We start from the raw sequence: 19,157 nt of genomic DNA on the forward strand, positions 1-19,157 counted from the left end.
CGTTACGGTTCGCGCCGCCTTCCGGCGGTCGGGCGTGCCTAGGCGGCCAACTTTTGCGGATTCCGGGCATCCCACATTTCGCCCAGCGCGCGCCGGTACTCCGTCGGCATGACCTTGACGAACCTGGTCCGGGCGGTCTCCCAGGCATCCATGATGTCGCGGGCGCGGAAGCTGCCGGTGTAGCGGAAGTGGTTCTCGACCAGGCCGCGCAGGATGGCTTCGTCGGTATCCCGCTCGCCGCCGCGGACCATGCTGTGCCACAGGCGTTCCGACCCTTCCTTCTCCTGGACCGCCGCGGGAACGACTTCTTCCAGCTCGACCATGGCCAGGTTGGCGCGCAGCCGGAAAACGCCGTCCGGATCGTAGACGTAGGCCACGCCGCCCGACATGCCGGCGGCGAAGTTGCGGCCGGTCTCGCCCAGCACGACCACGGTGCCGCCGGTCATGTATTCGCAGCCATGGTCGCCCACGCCTTCCACCACTGCCGCGGCGCCCGAGTTGCGCACCGCGAAGCGTTCGCCCGCCACGCCGTTGAAATAGGCCTCGCCCGACAACGCGCCGTACAGCACGGTGTTGCCGACGATGATGTGCTCGGGGCCGTGGCCGCGGAAGTCATTGGGCGAGCGAACGATGATGCGGCCGCCCGACAGGCCCTTGCCGACATAGTCGTTGCCGTCGCCCACCAGGTCCAGCGTCACGCCGTGCGCCAGGAAGGCGCCGAAGCTCTGGCCGGCGGTGCCGTTGCACTGGATATGGATGGTGTCGTCGGGCAGGCCCTCGTAGCCATACTTGCGCGCCACCATGCCGGACAGCATGGCGCCGATGGTGCGGTTCACGTTGCGCACGGTGGTGATGAACGAGACCTTCTCGCCCCGCTCGATGGCGGGGCGCGCGCGCTCGATCAACTGGTGGTCCAGCGCCTTGGCCAGGCCATGGTCCTGCTCGTCCACGTGCAGGCGGGCGACCCCGGCGGCCACGCGGGGCTGGTGGAACACCCTGCTGAAGTCCAGGCCGCGCGCCTTCCAGTGCTCGATGCCGGCGCGCATGTCGAGCAGGTCGGAGCGGCCGATCAACTCGTCGAACTTGCGGATGCCCAGCTGGGCCATGATTTCGCGCACTTCCTCGGCGATGAAGAAGAAGAAGTTGACGACATGCTCGGGCTTGCCCTGGAACTTGGCGCGCAGGACCGGATCCTGTGTGGCCACGCCCACCGGGCAGGTGTTCAGGTGGCACTTGCGCATCATGATGCAGCCCTCGACCACCAGCGGCGCCGTGGCGAAGCCGAATTCATCGGCACCCAGCAGCGCGCCGATCACGACGTCGCGGCCGGTCTTCATCTGGCCATCGGCCTGCACGCGGATGCGGCCCCGCAGGTGGTTCAGCACCAGGGTCTGCTGCGTCTCGGCCAGGCCCAGTTCCCACGGCGTGCCGGCATGCTTGATCGACGACACGGGCGAAGCGCCGGTGCCGCCGTCGTGGCCGGCGATCACCACGTGGTCGGACTTGGCCTTGGCCACGCCCGCGGCCACCGTGCCGACGCCCACTTCGGACACCAGCTTGACCGAGATCGACGCCTGGGGATTGGCGTTCTTCAGGTCATGGATGAGCTGGGCCAGGTCCTCGATGGAATAGATGTCGTGGTGCGGCGGAGGCGAGATCAGGCCCACGCCCGGCACCGAGAAGCGCAGCTTGGCGATATAGTCGGACACCTTGTGGCCGGGCAACTGGCCGCCTTCGCCCGGCTTGGCGCCCTGCGCCATCTTGATCTGGATCTGGTCAGCGCTGGCCAGGTATTCGGCCGACACGCCGAAACGGCCCGAGGCCACCTGCTTGATGCGCGAACGCAGCGAATCGCCCGCCTTCAGCGGCACGTCGGCCGCCACCCGGTCGGCGCCCAGCACCGAAGCCAGGGTATCGCCGTCCTTGATGCCGGCCTTGCCGTGTTGCAGTTCGGTGCGATAGCGCAGCTCGTCCTCGCCGCCCTCGCCGGTATTGGACTTGCCGCCGATGCGGTTCATCGCGATCGCCAGCACCGAATGAGCCTCGGTCGAGATCGAACCCAGCGACATCGCGCCGGTGGCGAAGCGCTTGACGATGTCCTTGGCCGGCTCGACTTCGGCGAGCGCAATGGCGTGGGCCGGGTCGAACTTGAACTCGAACAGCCCGCGCAGCGTCATGTGGCGCTTGCTCTGGTCGTTGATGATCTGCGCGTATTCCTTGTACGTGCGGTAGTTGTCCGCGCGGGTGGAATGCTGCAGCTTGGCGATGGCGTCGGGCGTCCACATATGTTCTTCGCCGCGGATGCGGAAAGCGTACTCGCCGCCCTCGTCCAGCGCGCCCTCCAACAGCGGATCGTTGCCGAAGGCCGCCTGGTGCATGCGCAGGGACTCGTCCGCCACCTCGAAGATGCCAATACCCTCGATATTGCTGGCGGTGCCCGGAAAATACTGCTCGATCAGCGGACGGTTCAACCCCACGGCTTCGAAAATCTGGGCGCCGGTGTACGACATGTAGGTCGAGATGCCCATCTTGGACATGACCTTCTGCATGCCCTTGCCGATGGCCTTGACGTAGTTGTAGATGGCCTTGTCCACCGGCACCTTGGCATCGTGCCCGTGCTCGTGGGCCAGCGCCTCCATCGCCAGGTAGGGGTGCACGGCCTCGGCGCCGTAGCCGCCCAGCAGCGCGAAATGATGCACCTCGCGGGCCGAGCCGGTTTCCACCACCAGGCCGGTGCTGGTGCGCAGGCCGGCGCGGATCAGGTGCTGGTGCACGGCCGAGGTGGCCAGCAGCGCGGGAATGGGCACGCGGCCGCTGTCGACCAGGCGGTCGGACACGATCAGGATGTTGTAGCCGCTCTTGACGGCATCCACGGCCTGGGCGCACAGCGCCGCCACCCGGGCCTGGATGCCTTCCTTGCCCCAGCCGGCCGGGTAGGTGATGTCCAGCTCGAAGCTCTTGAACTTGCCGTTCGTGACGCGCTCGATATGGCGGATCTGCGCCATGTCCGCGAAGTCCAGCACCGGCTGCGCCACTTCCAGGCGCAGCGGCGGGTTCACGTTGTTGATGTCGAGCACATTGGGCTTGGGCCCGATGAACGACACCAGCGACATCACCAGGTTTTCGCGGATGGGGTCGATGGGCGGGTTGGTGACCTGCGCGAACAGTTGCCGGAAGTAGTTGTAGAGGCTCTTGTTCTTGCCGGACAGCACGGCCAGCGGCGCGTCGTTGCCCATCGAGCCCGTGGTTTCCTCGCCCAGCGCGGCCATGGGGCGCAGGATGAACTTGTAGTCTTCCTGCGTCCAGCCGAAGGCCTGCTGCCGGTCGAGCATGGGCACCGACGAGCGGCCTTCCTCGATTTCCTCGCGGACCGGCTCGGGCAGCGTGTCGAGCTTGATGCGGATGCGCTCGATCCACTGGCGGTAGGGCTTGCTGTTGGCGAGCTGGTCCTTCAGTTCCTTGTCGTCGATGATCCGGCCCAGCTCCAGGTCGATCAGGAACATCTTGCCCGGCTGCAGGCGCCACTTCTTGACGATCTTGCTTTGCGGGACCGGCAGCACGCCCGACTCGGACGCCATGATGACCAGGTCGTCGTCGGTGACGATGTAGCGCGCCGGACGCAGGCCGTTGCGGTCCAGCGTCGCGCCGATCTGGCGGCCGTCGGTGAACGCGATGGCGGCCGGACCGTCCCAGGGCTCCATCATCGCGGCGTGGTATTCGTAGAAGGCGCGGCGCGCCTCGTCCATCTCGGCGTGCTGTTCCCAGGCCTCGGGAATCATCATCATCATCGCGTGCGAGATGGAATAGCCGGACATGACCAGCAGTTCGAGGCAGTTGTCGAACGTGGCGGTGTCGGACTGGCCTTCGTACACGATGGGATAGAGCTTCTTCAGGTCGTCGCCCAGCACCGGGGACTGCATCACGCCTTCGCGGGCGCGCAGCCAGTTGAAGTTGCCCTTGACCGTGTTGATCTCGCCGTTGTGGGCGATCAGGCGGTAGGGGTGGGCCAGCGGCCAGGCCGGGAAGGTATTGGTGGAGAAGCGCTGGTGCACCAGGGCCAGCGCCGTGACCGCGCGCGAATCGGCAAGGTCGCGGTAGTAGCGGCCGACCTGGTCGGCCAGCAGCAGGCCCTTGTAGACCACGGTGCGGCTGGAGATGGACGGCACGAAATACTCCTTGCCGTGCTTCAGGTGCATCTTCTGGATGGCGTGCGAGGCCATCTTGCGGATCACGTACAGCTTGCGCTCGAGCGCATCGGGCACCATGACGTCGCCACCGCGGCCGATGAAGAGCTGCCGGATGACCGGCTCCATGACCTTCACGTTGGGCGACATCGGCATTTCCTTGTCGATGGGCACGTCGCGCCAACCCAGCACCACCTGGCCCTCGGCGCGCACGGCGCGCTCGAGTTCGGCTTCACAGGCCAGGCGCGACCCCATTTCCTGGGGCAGGAACACCATCGCCACGCCGTATTCCCCGGGAGCGGGCAGGGTCACGCCCTGGGCAGCCATTTCCTCGCGATACAGCGCATCCGGGATCTGGATCAGGATGCCCGCGCCGTCGCCCATGAGCGCATCCGCCCCGACCGCGCCGCGATGGTCGATGTTCTCGAGGATCTTCAGGCCCTGCTGGATGATGGAATGGCTCTTCTGGCCCTTGATGTGGGCCACGAAACCCACGCCACAGGCGTCGTGCTCGTTGGACGGATCGTACAGGCCCTGTGCGTCCGGCTGGCGCGGCGCGGGAAGGCCGATGCGGGAAGCGTCGATGACGGCGGCCGGGGACGACGGGGCCGACAGGTGGTCCTGGCTGGATAGGGGCATGGTGCGCTCCGCTGGTGGATTCATGTACCGGACACGAATCCGGGGTACTGGACATCGGGATGCCGAACTTGGCGCGCGCACGGATGCCGCGCCGGGGGAATCGACAATACTGCGGCGCACCAGGGGTCGCAAGAAAAATAAAAAGGGGAGCGTCCCTAATTATTATCCAGGCCACAAATCCGGGGAATTAAATTAGGGTCGCACCACTACCGTGCATTTTCTTCCTCAGTCCGAGGGTGCTTGCGAGGCCTCCCCCGCTTGCTGGCGGCGGCCCGCCGGCTGCTGGTGCCCTCCAGCGCCTGCACGAACGCGGGACCGCCTAAGGCCCATTGGCCATACAGCGCCTGCTCGATACGCTGCGCCGTCGAAGGCGCAACGCTTTCCGCCATCCTGGCGCGGTAATTGGCCTGGCGATCGAACGGCGTATTGCCACAGGCCCAATAATCGGCGTGGTCATGCAGCATGCCGGCGGACGCGGCACCCATATGCGCCGGGGCCGAGGACCAACGCCACAACTCCACGTCGCCCGCCAGCCCCTGGCGCAGCGGAACGGTTTCGAGCCAGATCAGAGCGGGCAGCACCCAGGCGCCCGGCTCGACCAGCGTGGAGCGGAACCGGCCGGCGAAGACTCTTCCTATATGCAGCCGGGCAGCCAGGCGGCGCCCCAGGGACTGGATCACGGCCGAGATCCCCCCCGGGCCAGCGGGAGTAGCCAGTAGCAACAGCTGGTCAAAAGTAAGCGCCCACCCATGAACGGCCACGCCGTGCTGCCTGGCGTCGGCCTCCAGCCAGGCGGCGACCTGGTCCAGCATGGCGGCGCCGTCGCCTCCCGCCGACAGGGGAACCGTGAAGCGGGCCTGGGCGAGATGGGGAAGATCCGGGGCATACAGACGGGGAAGGCGGGCCATGATTACCGGGGACGCATCAATATCTCAGGTCGGAAAATGCAGGTTTCCGCGAACGATACGCCGATTTCATGGTCTATGCAGTATGAAGCCCCGATTGCCTGCCCGCTGCCGGCCTTCGATCGGGTCCCGGATTCCGATCTGGCCGGGTTCGCTTGCCGTGCTGCACCGCACAGCGATCGATTCGCTTTATCGCACCCATCAAAAACACCCATTAGCACTCTTTGTTCGAGAGTGCTAACCTTCAGACATGGAGGTAAGCCGTTTATGAAACGTTCGTCGAATCAGTCCAACGCCCTCGCATCCGCCACAAGCGGCCCCGGCGCGCTGGCCCTGGCCATCGCCAACCCTGGCGCCCTTGGTACGATCGAAGCCTATATCGGCGCCGTCAACCGCCTGCCGGTGCTGACGGCCGAGCAGGAACACGACCTGGCCCAGCGCTACCAGGACAAGCAGGACCTCAACGCCGCCCGCGAGCTGGTGCTGTCGCACCTGCGGCTGGTGGTCGCCATAGCCCGGCAGTACCTGGGCTATGGGCTGCCGCACGCCGACCTGATCCAGGAAGGCAACGTCGGCCTGATGAAGGCCGTCAAGCGCTTCGACCCCAATCGCGGCGTGCGCCTGGTGTCCTTCGCCATCCACTGGGTCAAGGCCGAGATCCACGAATACATCCTGAAGAACTGGCGCCTGGTCAAGGTGGCGACCACCAAGGCCCAGCGCAAGCTGTTCTTCAACCTGCGCAGCCTGAAACCGGACTCGCACGCGCTCACGCCGGATCAGGTCGAGGAAATCGCCGCCAGCCTGAACGTGCGGCCGCAGGACGTGACCGAGATGGAGGTGCGCCTGTATGGGCAGGACATGGCCCTGGAAGGCCGTGGCGGCGATGATGGCGAGAACGAATTCGCCCCCATCGCCTACCTGTCTGACGAAGGCCAGCAGGAACCCAGCACCATCCTGGAGGAACGCCGCCGCGACGAGTTGCACGGCAGCGGACTGCAGCAGGCCCTGGAGAGCCTGGACGACCGGTCGCGCCGCATCATCGAGGCGCGCTGGCTGAAGGACGAAGGCGGCGCCACCCTGCAGGAACTCGCGGACGAATTCGGCGTGTCCGCCGAGCGCATCCGTCAGATCGAGGCACGCGCCATGACCAAGATGCGAGGCGCGCTGGCCGAGTACGCCTGAACCTCGCAGGCACTGCCGCGCCATCGGCGCGGGCCCCCAAGGCGGATTCCGGAACGACCGGATCCGCCTTTTTTGCGGCGCTCCCGCAAGGGTCATACATCGTTACAGATTTGGCGGAAATTTACGTGGAAATACGGGTAGCGGGTGAACTTCCCCGCCTGGGCCTTGACTAACCGTCAGGTGGGACACGCTTTGGGTGCAACGCCCTCGTGTCGGAATGTCGGGCTTCCCCCCGCACGACATTTCTTCCGGCGCAGTTTGCCGGTACCAGCCGATACATCCGCCTCTGCTTTTCTCCTCCCTCCCCCCCACTTGAGGCGGATATTCACGGGACACTTCGGTGTCCCGTTTTTTTTTGGGAGGAAGCCCCCCCGCTTACGCAGGCCCCCTCAAGGGGGAGAAACCGGCGGACCGGCAAAGCCAGATCCGCAGTTTCCCGGGACTAGTACCATCAGTCCACCTTCCCTATGCGGCGGACGGCGGCTTGGACGCGTTGAGCGTCGGCTTGCCAGTAGCGGGCGAATTCGGGGGCGTCCATATAGTCGATGGGGCTGCCCAGCGAAGCGAAGGTTTGCTGAAGGGCGGGTTGGGCGACGATCTTCTTCATGGCTTCGCGCAGGCGCGTCGTAACTTCACCAGGGACGCCGGCGGGGGCGAACAAGGCCGACCATTGCGTGAACTCCGCATCGTAGCCCAGCGATTTGAGGCTCGGGAGATCAGGCAACGAAGCAAGAGGGGCGCTGCCCCAGTGCGCGAGCGCGCGCATCTTGCCGGATTTCAGAAAGGTGGTCGCGTTGGCGACGCCGGCGGCCGCGGTCTGGATTTGGCCGCTCATCAGCGAGACCAGCGCCGGACTACCGCCCGAGAACGGCACATGCGTGATCTGCGCCCCGCTGGCCGCCTTGAACATTTCCATGGGCAGGTGCATCGCGCCGTAAACGCCGGACGAGCCGTAGTTCAGGGCCTGCGGATCGGCTTTGCTGGCGGCAACCAACTCGGCCACGGAGCGCCAGGGTGCATCCGCGCGGACCACCAGCAGGTTGGGATCGGCGGTGATGCGGGCAATGGGTGCGAACTGGTCCAGCTGGAATGCCGGCTTGCGCCCCAGCAAGCGGTCTGCCTCGGGCAAGCCCGAGATCCCTGACAGCGAAAGCAGCAAGGTATAGCCGTTCGGCTTGGCACGGGCGACGGAACCCATGCCGATCACCCCTCCCGCCCCACCCTTGTTCTCCACAATGAACGGTTGCTTCAACTCACGCCCCAGGGCATCGGCGATCGGACGTGCGATATTGTCGGCCAGGCCGCCGGCGGCATAGGGCACGACGATGGTCACCGGCCCCGCCGGATAGGATTCCGCGGCCGCGAACACCGGCCCCTGGACCGCAAGGCCCAGCGCGATGAAGCGAATTGCTTTGAACATTGCCACCGGATCTCCTCAGCGATGTCGGGTGCCTTGTCGGCACGATGTATACATCCCGGCCATAACGTTGCACGAATCTGTTTCGTGCATGCGTTCCGTGGGATTTGTCCTCACCAATCACCATGGTGTGCCGAACGGATGGCCGAAACAACCTGCATTCCGGTCACAACTGCGTTGACCATTTGCCAAAAGTGAAACGGCCCGCGGGCAAGGCGGGCCGGAACGCTGGAGAAAAAACCGGAAGACCCTACAACAGCTGGCGGATATCGCTGGTCAGGGCGTCGGCGCCGGCGGTGTGGCGGGCGAACAGGCGCAGGTGGCCCTCGGGGTCGTAGATGTAGACGCCGGCGGTGTGGTCCATGGTGTAGGAACCAGGCTCCTTGCCGGGCACCTTGGCGTAGAACACCTTGAAGGACTTGGCCACGCGGGCGGTGGCGTCGGCGTCGCCGCGCAGCCCCAGGAAGCTGGGGTCGAACTGGGTCACGTAGGCGCGCAGGATCTCGGGCGTATCGCGTTCGGGGTCCACGGTCACGAATGCCACCTGGAGCCGGTCGCCGTCCTTGCCCAGGCTGTTCTTGACCTGCACGAACTCGGCCAGCGCGGTCGGGCAGACGTCGGGGCATTGCACGAAGCCGAAGAACACCACCAGGACCTTGCCTTTGAAATCCTGCAGCGTGCGCGGCTGGCCGTTGAAATCCGTCAACGACAGATCGGTGCCCAGGTCCGACCCACTGACGTCGGTGCTGTTGAACGACGGCTTCTTTTCGCAAGCCGCCAGCATCGCCGCCGCCACGGCGGCGGCGCCGGCGCGCAGGACGAAACGACGGGAAACACCAAACTCGGCCATGACTACCTCACATCCAGTGGTCGACCAGCAGCGCCGCGAAGAGCAGCGACAGATACAGGATCGAATAGCGAAACAACCGCCGCGCCAGCTCGTCGCTGTAGTGGCGGTAGAGCTTCCAGGCATAGCCCACGAACACCGCGCCCAGGACCACGGCGCTGACCAGGTAGACCAGCCCGCTCATGCGGATGACATAGGGCAGCACCGTGGTGGCGAACAGCGCCACGGAGTAGAGCAGGATGTGCAGCCGCGTGAGCTTCTGGCCGTGCGTGACGGGCAGCATGGGCAGGCCGGCGTTCTCGTAATCCTTGGTGCGGTACAGCGCCAGGGCCCAGAAATGGGGGGGCGTCCAGATGAAGATGATCAGCACCAGCAGCCACGCTTCGGCCGGGACGTTGTTGGCCACGGCGGCCCAGCCCAATGCCGGCGGCATCGCGCCGGAAAGGCCGCCGATGACGATGTTCTGCGGCGTGCGCGGCTTCAGGATGACGGTATAGATGATGGCGTAGCCGACGAAGGTCGCGAAGGTCAGCCACATGGTCAGCGGATTGACCAGGGTATAGAGCACCAGCATCCCCAGTCCGCCGACCACGCCCGACATGCCGATGATCTGCAGGGCGCCGATGTCGCCCCGGGCGGAGGGCCGGTGCGCGGTGCGGACCATGCGCGCGTCGACCTGCTCCTCGATCAGGCAATTGATCGCGAACGCGGCTGCCGCGAGCAGCCAGATGCCCACGGTCGCCGCGACGACCGTGCGCCACGGCGGCACGGCGGGCGTGGCCAGGAACATGCCGATGACTGCGCAGAAAACGGCAAGCTGGCTGACCCGAGGCTTGGTCAACACCCAATATTGCCGAAGACGCAGACTGACGGTAGACACAGTAATGCTTTCCATGAGGATTCCCGAACTTCAGTAGGCCCTCGCGCCGTTCGCCGGCGCGTGGCGGGCCCGTGCCAGCCTGACCAGCAGCGTCACGCACAGGATGGTCAGGACGGCGGCCCCGCCGTTATGCAGCACCGCGATCACTATAGGCCATTGCAGGAAAATGCTGGTCAGCCCGGTCAGCAGTTGCACCACGAGCATGGCCAGCAGCGCCCGCGACGGCCCCTGCAGGCCTTCGTAGCGGCGCAGCCTGAACGCCAGGCCGCCCAGGTAGATCAAGACCACGAACGCGAAATTGCGGTGCGTCCAGTGGATGGCGGTGAGCGCGCTTTGCGAGATGATCTCGCCCGAAGGCAGCTCGCCCAGCCCGCGCACGATCGAATAGCCGCCGTGGAAATCCATATCCGGCACCCACTGCCCGTGGCAGGTCGGAAAATCCATGCAGGCCAAGGCCGCGTAGTTCGTGCTGACCCAGCCGCCCAGCGCCAGCTGCGTATACAGCAACACCAGGCCAACAGCCACGTATTTCCGCCAACGTCCGGCTTCTGGCACGATATCCGGCAGCACGGTCTGCCTGGCCGACAGCCAGGTCAGCAACGCCAGCAGGCTGATCCCGCCCAGCAGGTGGGCGGTGACCACGGCCGGCATCAGTTGGTGGGTGACGGTCCAGGCGCCGAAAGCCCCCTGCAGGCAGACCGCCGGCAGGATCACCGTGGCCAGCCAGGGCGACTGCGCCAGCGCCTTGCGGTGGCGCCAGGCCATGAACACGATGGCGATGATCAGGATGCCCAGCAGGGTGCCCGCGTAGCGGTGGACCATCTCTATCCAGGCCTTGGACAGTGTAACCGGTCCCTCGGGCATGGCCGTCGCGGCGGCGTGGATGTCGTGCCGCGCCCCGATGGGCGAGGCATTGCCGTAGCAGCCCGGCCAGTCGGGGCAGCCCAGACCCGAATCGGTCAGCCGCACGAACGCGCCGAACATGATCAGGTCGAAGGTCAGGAACATCGTGATCGCCACCAGCCTGGCGTAGCGGGCGCGGGTCCGGGAGGTCCCCTGCTCGGGGCGTTGCGTGTCCATGCTGCGCTACCCCTAGCCGATGCGCGAAGCGTGCAACAGCTTGCCGATGTCGTCGCGCAGGCGCAAAGGATCGGGATTCTCGGGGAAACGAAGCATCAGGTTGTTGCGCGGGTCGATCAGCCAGATGTGCTGGCTCAGCGCGGCGGGCGTGGCGTCCACGCCGGGCGGCAGCGCGAGGAAGCGGCCTACCTGCTCGGCCCGGGCCCGGACCATGTGGGTCCCTTCGTAGGCCCGGATGACCATGGTCGGCACGGGCTCGTCGTCCAGGATCAGCCAGACGCGTTCGATACGGCCCACATTCTTGCCCGTGCTGGCATGCGTCTGGCGCATGATGTAGAGCTTCTTGGCGCACTCGTCGCCGCAGTCGCCGCCATGCGCGGCCACCATGACCCATTTGCCGTTCAGGCTGCCCAGGTCGAACGGGCTGCCGTCCAGGTCCGTCAATCGTAATTGTTCGGCCGGCGGAACCGGCCGCTGCGGCTCGACCAGGTCGCCGTAGTTGGTGCCGGCGCTGCCCGGGCGCCACTCCAGGAAATAGACCAGCGCGGCCACCAGCACAGGCGCGGCGCATATCGCCAGCACCGCGTACAGGGCGAACAGCGAGCGCCGGGGCCGGACGGCGGCGCCGCTAGCGTTTCGGACGGAGGACTCGGACAAGGATGACTCCAAAAGCGATGGCGGCGATGGCCGCGAACGAAAACCACTGCAACGCATAACCGCGATGCGTGTCTATATTGGTAGGCGGGCCGGCCCAGTCGCGGACCAGTCCGTCCGGCGCATCGCCTGTCTGTTCCAGCACCGCGGGCAGCAGGGCCACGCCCGTGGCCTTGGCATAGGTGTCCAGCTCCAGGTTCTGCACCCGGGGCGGCGCCCCGGGCCAGCCGGGCAGGCTGGATGCCAGTTCGTCGCGCTTGCGGCCGCTCAGCGCCGGCAGTTCGAACAGCCGGGGCACGCGCGGGACGAGTTCGCCGCGCACCGTGACCGGGCCCGACGGCGTACGGATGGACACCGGGGCATCCGGCACCGGACGCGGCAGCCAGCCTCGCAGCACGGCCACCGCCTGCCGGCCCTCGTCGTCGAACGCCAGCGGCGTCACGACCCAGAAGCCCGGCCGGCCGTCCGCCATGCGGTTGTCCAGCAGCACCGTCCGGTCGGCCAGCCAGTGGCCGGACGCCTGGGCCGAACGCCAGGGGATCAGGTCCTCGCCCGCGCGGTCGGGCCCCAGCGGCAGCGGCGGCAGGGTGCGGCCCGCCTCGAGCGCGGCCAGCGTGGCCGCTTTCTCGTGGGCTCGCCCGAGTTGCCAGCGACCCAGCGAAACCGTGACCACCACGGCCGCGGCCAGCAGCACCAGGGCCAACGGCACCGATCCACCGCCGGCGTGCCTGCGGACGGCCCGCGGAACCGGCGCCGGCATGCCGGAGAGATCGGACGTCGCGCGTTTCATGTGGCGGAAGAAGCGCACGGCACCGCGCGGACTGCCATAATCGCGGGCTGGAGGAGAGATTCGATGCGCATCATAGTAGGCATAGCCTTCGTCGGCATTCTGTACAGCTTGGCTTCCGCCCTGGTCTACCTGATGAGGGATACCGGCAACAGCAAGCGTATGGCCCGTGCGCTGACGGCCCGTATCGGCCTGTCGGTGCTGCTGTTCCTGTTCGTCCTGTTCGCCCATTGGATGGGCTGGATCCAGAGCACCGGCCTGCGTTGACCGGTCCGCGCCAGGCGGCGCGACGTCTGGACGGCCCCGGCGGACCGCGAAGAACGGGCCCTGCCCGGGCCACCGGCAAGTCTCAGCCTGCCAGTTTGCCAGCGCGCCCCACGCCACGGAAGCGGCCAACTGTCGCAGGCCGCGCGAGGACAGATCAACGCTCCATCACGCGCCCGGCCCCCACATCGGAAAAACCGCCCCCCAAGGGCACCGCGGGTCCGGCTTTGCCGGTCTGCCAGTGCCGCCCCCTTGAGGGGGAGCGGCCGACGGCCGCTTGGGGGGTGGGCTTTCCCTTCCGGTCCGCCGGTGCCGCCCCCGGGGGCGCACGTCAGCGCACAGGGGGGGAGCCTTCCGTTGGGACCTTTCCTCTAGAACCAGTAGACGAACAGATACAGGCCCAGCCACACGACGTCGACGAAGTGCCAGTACCAGGCAGCGCCCTCGAAACCGAAATGGTGCGTGGCCGTGAAGTCGCCCCGGATCAGGCGGCGCAGCATCACCGACAGCATGAGAGCCCCCATGGTGACGTGGAAACCGTGGAAACCCGTCAGCATGTAGAAGGTGGAGCCGAAGGCGCCCGAGGTGAGCTTGAGGTTCAGCTCGGTGTAGGCATGGAAGTATTCATAGGCCTGGAAACCCATGAAGGTCGCGCCCAGCAGGATGGTGACGAACAACCAGAACGCGGCTTTCGCCCGGTTGCTGGCCAGCAGCGCGTGGTGCGAGATGGTGAGCGTCACGCCCGAGGTCAGCAGCAGGGCCGTGTTGATGGTGGGGATCCAGAAGGGCCCCATCGCGGTGAAGGGCTCGATGGTCCCGGCGGGGCCGGTATTGGGCCAGGCGCCGGCGAAGTCGGGCCACAGCACCATCCGGGTGTCGAGATCGGACAGCCAGGGCGTCGTGATCGCGCGGGCATAGAACAGCGCGCCGAAGAAGGCCGCGAAGAACATGACTTCGGAGAAGATGAACCAGCTCATGCTCCAGCGGTAGGAGGCATCGACGCGCTTGCTGTAGAGGCCGCCGGTGGACTCGGCGATGGCATCGCCGAACCAGTGATAGAGCACGAACAGGAAACCGAGGACGCCGGCCAGCACGAACCAGGGGCCGACGCTCACGCTGTTGACCCACAAGGCCATGCCCAGCAGGAAGAACAGCAGCGCCAGGCTGGCCGTGGCGGGATGCATGGACGGAGCCGGCACGAAATAGTACGGCGCCTCCTTGCCCGAAACCGAGTGACTTGCACTCATCTCAACTCTCCTTCGCGAATTCCACAAAACCGCACATGATTCGGAGACGGCCTTCCTGGCCATCCTTGTTCTTCTAACCGACGACCGCCCTGATGATCAGCAGCAGCACTACCACAAACACCATCGCCATCACGACACCGGCGACGATGACATAGATCGGATTGAGCCTGGCGGCGTCGTTGCGGTAGTCCGCCCCGCGCCGCAGGCCCGTGAATGACCACAGCACCGCGCCCAGGGTCTGGAAGAAATTGAGCTTGCGGCCAGCCGCCGATTTCAGATCGTCGCTCAACTCTCGCCTCCGGGCCCGGCGCCGCCGGCGGGCCGCGCCTCGGCGGACCGTCCGCTGATTTCGAAGAACGTGTACGACAGCGTGATCGTATGCACATCCTTCGGCAGCTTGGGATCCACCACGAACACCACCGGGAACTGGCGCGTCTCGCGCGCTTTCAGGTCCTGCTGGGAAAAACAGAAGCATTCCAGCTTCTTGAAATACTGGCCGGCCACCATCGGCGCATAGCTGGGGATGGCCTGCCCCGCCATTTCACGGTCCTGCTGGTTGGCGATTTCGTAGACGATGGTCGCCAGCTCGCCCGGATTGACGTCCATGGACGACTGCACCGGACGGAACCGCCACGGACCGTGGATGTTCGCGTCGAACACGATCTTGACGGTACGGCTGGTGTCGACCTGCGTATTGCGCGCGAAGGCGGCGGCATCGGCGTCGACCTTGGTCAACACGTTGATGCCGGTCACCTCGCATATGGCGCGGTACATCGGAACCAGTGCATAGCCGAAGCCGAACATCATCGCGATGATGACGGCCAGCTTGCCCAGCATCCGACGGTTGTCGGACGCGGGCTTGGCGGGTTGCCTGGGGTCAGGATGCGTCATGCGGGCACCTGCGACACGTATCGGGTCAGCCGAGGAAGACCTTGCGCAGGATCACCGCGAGGAAAAACGCGGCGACCAGAACTGCGAGCGCAAGGCCCGTGCGCCGGTTGCGGCGGCGCTGCTCGGACGTGACCATCTACTTGACCTGGGGCGGCGTTTCGAACGAATGGTACGGCGCCGGCGAAGGAAGCGTCCATTCCAGGCCGCCGTCCTCGGCACCCCAGGGATTGGCGGGAGCGGGCTCGCCATGGCCCCGGTAGGCCTTCAGCACGACGTACAGGAACAGCAGCTGCGACAGACCGAACCAGAAGGCGCCGATGGTGGCGATCTGGTGGAAGTCGGTGAACTGGGCGGCATAGTCCGCATAGCGGCGGGGCATGCCGGCCAGGCCCAGGAAGTGCATCGGGAAGAAAGTGATGTTGAACGAGATCAGCGACGACCAGAAGTGGATCTTGCCCAGCTTTTCGTCATACATCACGCCCGTCCACTTGGGCAGCCAGTAGTAGGTGCCGCCGAACAGCGCGAACAGCGAACCAGCCACCAGCACGTAGTGGAAATGCGCCACCACGTAGTAGGTGTCCTGCACCTGGATGTCGATGGGCGCCACGGCCAGGATCAGGCCCGTGAAGCCGCCCATCGTGAACACGAAGATGAAGCCGATCGCGAACAGCATCGGCGTCTCGAAAGTCATGGAGCCGCGCCACATGGTGGCCAGCCAGTTGAAGATCTTCACGCCGGTCGGCACCGCGATCAGCATGGTCGCGTACATGAAGAACAACTGGCCGGTGACGGGCATGCCGGTCGTGAACATGTGGTGGGCCCACACGATGAACGACAGGATGGCGATCGAGGCCGTGGCATACACCATGGAGGCATAGCCGAACAGGCGCTTGCGGGCGAACACCGGGACGATGGCCGACACGATGCCGAACGCCGGCAAGATCATGATGTAGACCTCGGGGTGCCCGAAGAACCAGAAGATGTGCTGGTACATGACCGGGTCGCCGCCGCCGGCCGCGTTGAAGAACGAGGTGCCGAAGTGGCGGTCGGTCAGCACCATGGTGATGGCGCCGGCCAGCACGGGCATCACGGCGATCAGCAGGTAGGCGGTGATGAGCCAGGTCCAGCAGAACAGCGGCATCTTCATCAGCGTCATGCCGGGCGCGCGCATGTTCAGGACGGTCACGATGATGTTGATCGAGCCCATGATGGACGAAGCGCCCATGATGTGGACCGCGAAGATCGCGAAGTCCATGCCCGGGCCCATCTGGACCGACAGCGGCGCGTACAGCGTCCAGCCCGCGGCGGTGGCGCCGCCGGGCACGAAGAACGAGACCGTCAGCAGGATGGCGGCGACGGGCAGCAGCCAGAAGCTGAAGTTGTTCATCCGCGCGAAGGCCATGTCCGAGGCGCCGATCTGCAGCGGGATCATCCAGTTCGCGAAGCCCACGAAGGCCGGCATGATCGCGCCGAACACCATGATCAGGCCATGCATGGTGGTGAACTGGTTGAACAGTTCGGGCTGGAAGAACTGGATGCCCGGCTCGAACAGCTCGGTGCGCAGCAGCAGCGCGAGCAGTCCGCCTTCCAGCAGCATCGTGAAGGAAAAGATCAGGTACATCGTACCGATATCTTTGTGGTTCGTGGCGAACAGCCAGCGCCGCCAGCCAGTCGGATGACCGTGGGCGTGGTCGTCATGATCGTGCCCGTGGGCGTGATCGATCGCGGTGCTGCTCATGATGGCTCCTTGCTGCTCCGTACTGCTGTCTTCGCTATCGTGACGAAGGCGCTCAATATGTGAAAACTGAACCGGTATTGCATGGCCGCCCCACCGGGGCGGCCGCGCGTCCTTAGCGGGCTGACTTCACATCGGCCGGCTGCACGACGGGATCCTGGCCCTTGCCCGCATTGCTCCAGGCATTGCGGGTGTAGGTGATGGCCGCGGCGATTTCCACGTCGGACAAGTGCGCGAACGAGGCCATGGCGGTGCCCGGACGGCCCTTCAGCAAGGTCTCGATCTGCTTGTCCTTGGGACCCAGTACGGTCGGATCGGCGTCCAGCGCGGGGAAGGTGCCCGGCACGCCCTTGCCGTTGGCCTGGTGACAGGCCACGCAGTTGGACGCGAACACCTTTTCGCCGCGGGTCTTCAGCTCGTCGGCGGTCCAGGTCTTGTTGGGGTCGTCGGCCTGAGCGGCCAGCTTGGCCTTCTGCTCCTCGACCCACTTACTATAGTCTTCCTGGGACACGACCTTCACGACGATGGGCATGAAGGCGTGGTCCTTGCCACAGAGTTCCGCGCACTGGCCGCGGAACTCGCCGGTTTTCTCGGCGCGGAACCAGGTGTCGCGCACGAAGCCGGGGATCGCGTCCTGCTTGACGCCGAAAGCCGGCACCATCCAGGCGTGGATGACGTCGTTGGCGGTGGTGATGACACGGACCTTCTTGTTGACCGGCACGACCAGCGGGTTGTCGACCTCGATCAGGTAGTTGTCGCCCTTGGGCTCGGTACCGTTGCGCTGCTCCATCGGGGTGGACAGGTTGGACAGGAAGGAAATGCCCTCGCCTTCGCCGTTCAGGTAGTCGTAGCCCCATTTCCACTGGTAGCCGGTGGCCTTCACGGTCACGTCGGCATTGGACGTGTCCTTCATCGCGACCACCGTCTTGGTGGCCGGCAGGGCCATGCCGATGACGATCAGGAACGGAATCACGGTCCAGGCGACTTCGACGCCTATGCTCTCGTGGAACGACGCGGGCTTGGCCCCGCGCGACTTCCGGTGCGCCCAGATGGAATAGAACATCACCGCGAACACCGCGATGAAGATGACGATACAGATGGCCAGCATCATCCAGTGCAGCCACTCGATCTGCGCGGCGATGCTGGTGACAGGCTCGTGCAGATTGAGCTGATTGACTTTCGGGCCGCCCACGCTGTCGTTGACGGCAAATGCTGCGTTGCCGGTCAGCATGCTGACCATCAACGCCCCCAACGACCCACCCAACCACTTCTTCATGTCCGACCTCGAAGAACAGCGTTTAGTGTTATTCAGGCAGCCGACACCGTGCGCAGCTTGCGCGGGCCCCCACCGCCACAAAACTCCTCACCATGCGCCTTGGTAAATAATTATCTTGCGAGCGCATAGAATCGCAGGATTATACGGGGTGCCAGACATGACCAGCAACCCGAGGCGCTTTGAGCGGGCTCAGCGCACCCCGCCCCGCCCTATGGACGAGACCGGAATATGCGTCTCGCCGGGGGCCGACCGGTACGACGCGGCCCGCCACGCATGGCCGTACGCGACCTCGGCCGTCAGGCGGATCAGACCGTCCGGCCCGCGTCCGGCCTCGATGGCCTCGACCAACCGGGCACGCCACGCGGGCGTGGCCAGGCCCCGCCTGCGGCCCCGCGCCGGATTGCCGCCCAGCCGCCGCACGTCATCAAGCAGGCTGTCGGCGTGCCGATAGGTGAAGGTGAGCACCTCCTGGTCCATGACCGGGTCCGCGAAGCCGTTCTCGATCAGCAGGTCGCCGAAGTCGTGCATGTCGACGAACTCGGGCGTGGCCGTATCCAGGCCAGCCCGCGCCACCGCCTCGCGCAGCTCGCGAAACGTCGCGGGTCCCAGGCAGCTGAACATCGCCAGCCCGCCCACGCGCAGCAGGCGGCGCCATTCGGCCAGCACCGCGTGCGGCTCGGGGTGCCAGTGCAGCGCCATGTTGGACCAGACCAGGTCCAGCGACTCGGGTGGCAGGCCCGTGGCGGCCATGTCGGCCTGGACGAACGCCGGCAGCGGCGGCGCGCCGCGGCCGGCCAGCTTGAGCGCGGAATGGCGCAGGCGGGCGCCCATCGACGACGGCAGGTGCAGCCGGCGCGCATGGGCCAGCACGGCGGCGCTCAGGTCCACGCCGGTATAGGCGGCCGCGGGATAGCGCGCCTGGAGGCGCTCCAGCGCCGCGCCGGCGCCGCAACCCGCGTCCAGCATGGCCCGGGGCGCCAGCCGGATGTACTCCAGGCGCTCGAACATGCGGGCGCCGATCTCGCCGTACAGGAACTGCGCGGTCTCCAGGTCCCCCCGGCGCCCGAACTGCAGCGCGACGTGCTCGCGCGCCAGCGGCAGCGACGGCAGACGTTCTGGATGGGAGCTTTCTGTCATTGCAACACGCACGAAAATCCGAGGAATTCCTA

General features: G+C 66.1%; 17 protein-coding genes. 2 read left to right on the forward strand and 15 right to left on the reverse strand.

Going from position 1 to position 19,157, the window contains the following annotated elements:
• Positions 1-38: 38 nt before the first annotated feature.
• Positions 39-4,823: a glutamate synthase-related protein gene (locus tag AC1Q6E_RS06785; RefSeq protein ID WP_492572443.1), complete on the reverse strand. Its 4,785-nt coding sequence runs from the start codon at positions 4,821-4,823 to the stop codon at positions 39-41.
• Between the two features lie 206 nt (positions 4,824-5,029).
• Positions 5,030-5,731, reverse strand: coding sequence for a hypothetical protein (locus AC1Q6E_RS06790; protein ID WP_152797915.1), 702 nt, complete (start codon positions 5,729-5,731; stop codon positions 5,030-5,032).
• Positions 5,732-5,995: 264 nt separating this feature from the next.
• Between AC1Q6E_RS06790 and rpoH the strand changes: the two genes are divergently transcribed.
• Positions 5,996-6,910, forward strand: coding sequence for an RNA polymerase sigma factor RpoH (gene rpoH / locus AC1Q6E_RS06795; protein WP_152797916.1), 915 nt, complete (start codon positions 5,996-5,998; stop codon positions 6,908-6,910).
• A 451-nt stretch (positions 6,911-7,361) separates the two neighbouring features.
• Here the strand turns inward: rpoH and AC1Q6E_RS06800 are convergent, their stop codons facing one another.
• From AC1Q6E_RS06800 to AC1Q6E_RS06825, 6 genes are all read right to left on the reverse strand, one after another.
• A complete protein-coding gene (locus AC1Q6E_RS06800) occupies positions 7,362-8,330 on the reverse strand; it encodes a tripartite tricarboxylate transporter substrate binding protein (RefSeq protein ID WP_296555311.1) in 969 nt (322 codons plus the stop codon).
• 247 nt (positions 8,331-8,577) lie between these two features.
• Positions 8,578-9,177: an SCO family protein gene (locus AC1Q6E_RS06805; protein WP_152797936.1), complete on the reverse strand. Its 600-nt coding sequence runs from the start codon at positions 9,175-9,177 to the stop codon at positions 8,578-8,580.
• Between the two features lie 7 nt (positions 9,178-9,184).
• Positions 9,185-10,069: a heme o synthase gene (gene cyoE, locus AC1Q6E_RS06810; protein WP_152797935.1), complete on the reverse strand. Its 885-nt coding sequence runs from the start codon at positions 10,067-10,069 to the stop codon at positions 9,185-9,187.
• A 15-nt stretch (positions 10,070-10,084) separates the two neighbouring features.
• On the reverse strand, positions 10,085-11,134 hold the full coding sequence (locus AC1Q6E_RS06815; RefSeq protein ID WP_296555296.1) for a COX15/CtaA family protein: 1,050 nt from the start codon (positions 11,132-11,134) through the stop codon (positions 10,085-10,087).
• Between the two features lie 12 nt (positions 11,135-11,146).
• A complete protein-coding gene (locus AC1Q6E_RS06820) occupies positions 11,147-11,791 on the reverse strand; it encodes an SCO family protein (protein ID WP_296555294.1) in 645 nt (214 codons plus the stop codon).
• Positions 11,763-12,578, reverse strand: a complete 816-nt coding sequence (locus tag AC1Q6E_RS06825; protein WP_366058370.1) for an SURF1 family protein — start codon at positions 12,576-12,578, stop codon at positions 11,763-11,765. Before AC1Q6E_RS06825 ends, AC1Q6E_RS06820 begins: the two co-directional genes overlap by 29 nt.
• Before the next feature lie 63 nt (positions 12,579-12,641).
• Between AC1Q6E_RS06825 and AC1Q6E_RS06830 the strand changes: the two genes are divergently transcribed.
• Entirely contained in the window at positions 12,642-12,842 is a 201-nt protein-coding gene (locus AC1Q6E_RS06830; protein ID WP_152797933.1) for a twin transmembrane helix small protein, read from the forward strand.
• Between the two features lie 368 nt (positions 12,843-13,210).
• On the opposite strand, the gene AC1Q6E_RS06835 is transcribed toward AC1Q6E_RS06830, so the two are convergent.
• From AC1Q6E_RS06835 to AC1Q6E_RS06865, 7 genes are all read right to left on the reverse strand, one after another.
• Positions 13,211-14,086: a cytochrome c oxidase subunit 3 gene (locus AC1Q6E_RS06835; protein ID WP_492572444.1), complete on the reverse strand. Its 876-nt coding sequence runs from the start codon at positions 14,084-14,086 to the stop codon at positions 13,211-13,213.
• A 73-nt stretch (positions 14,087-14,159) separates the two neighbouring features.
• Positions 14,160-14,375 (reverse strand): DUF2970 domain-containing protein, encoded by a 216-nt coding sequence (locus AC1Q6E_RS06840; protein WP_152797931.1) that lies wholly within the window; start codon positions 14,373-14,375, stop codon positions 14,160-14,162.
• The gene (locus tag AC1Q6E_RS06845) at positions 14,372-14,977 is read right to left on the reverse strand and encodes a cytochrome c oxidase assembly protein (RefSeq protein WP_152797930.1); all 606 of its coding nucleotides are present in this window, start codon (positions 14,975-14,977) and stop codon (positions 14,372-14,374) included. The genes AC1Q6E_RS06840 and AC1Q6E_RS06845 overlap by 4 nt, the downstream gene beginning before the upstream one ends.
• Positions 14,978-15,002: 25 nt before the next feature.
• Positions 15,003-15,113 carry a cytochrome oxidase small assembly protein gene (locus AC1Q6E_RS06850; protein WP_217896306.1) on the reverse strand — a complete coding sequence of 37 codons (111 nt, stop codon included), beginning with the start codon at positions 15,111-15,113 and terminating at the stop codon, positions 15,003-15,005.
• On the reverse strand, positions 15,114-16,715 hold the full coding sequence (gene ctaD / locus AC1Q6E_RS06855) for a cytochrome c oxidase subunit I (RefSeq protein ID WP_152797929.1): 1,602 nt from the start codon (positions 16,713-16,715) through the stop codon (positions 15,114-15,116).
• A 112-nt stretch (positions 16,716-16,827) separates the two neighbouring features.
• A complete protein-coding gene (gene coxB / locus AC1Q6E_RS06860; RefSeq protein WP_152797928.1) occupies positions 16,828-17,988 on the reverse strand; it encodes a cytochrome c oxidase subunit II in 1,161 nt (386 codons plus the stop codon).
• Between the two features lie 189 nt (positions 17,989-18,177).
• Positions 18,178-19,125, reverse strand: coding sequence for a methyltransferase domain-containing protein (locus tag AC1Q6E_RS06865; RefSeq protein ID WP_152797927.1), 948 nt, complete (start codon positions 19,123-19,125; stop codon positions 18,178-18,180).
• Positions 19,126-19,157 lie beyond the last annotated feature (32 nt).

Source organism: Pigmentiphaga sp. MLSB6-MA01 (assembly GCF_058793475.1).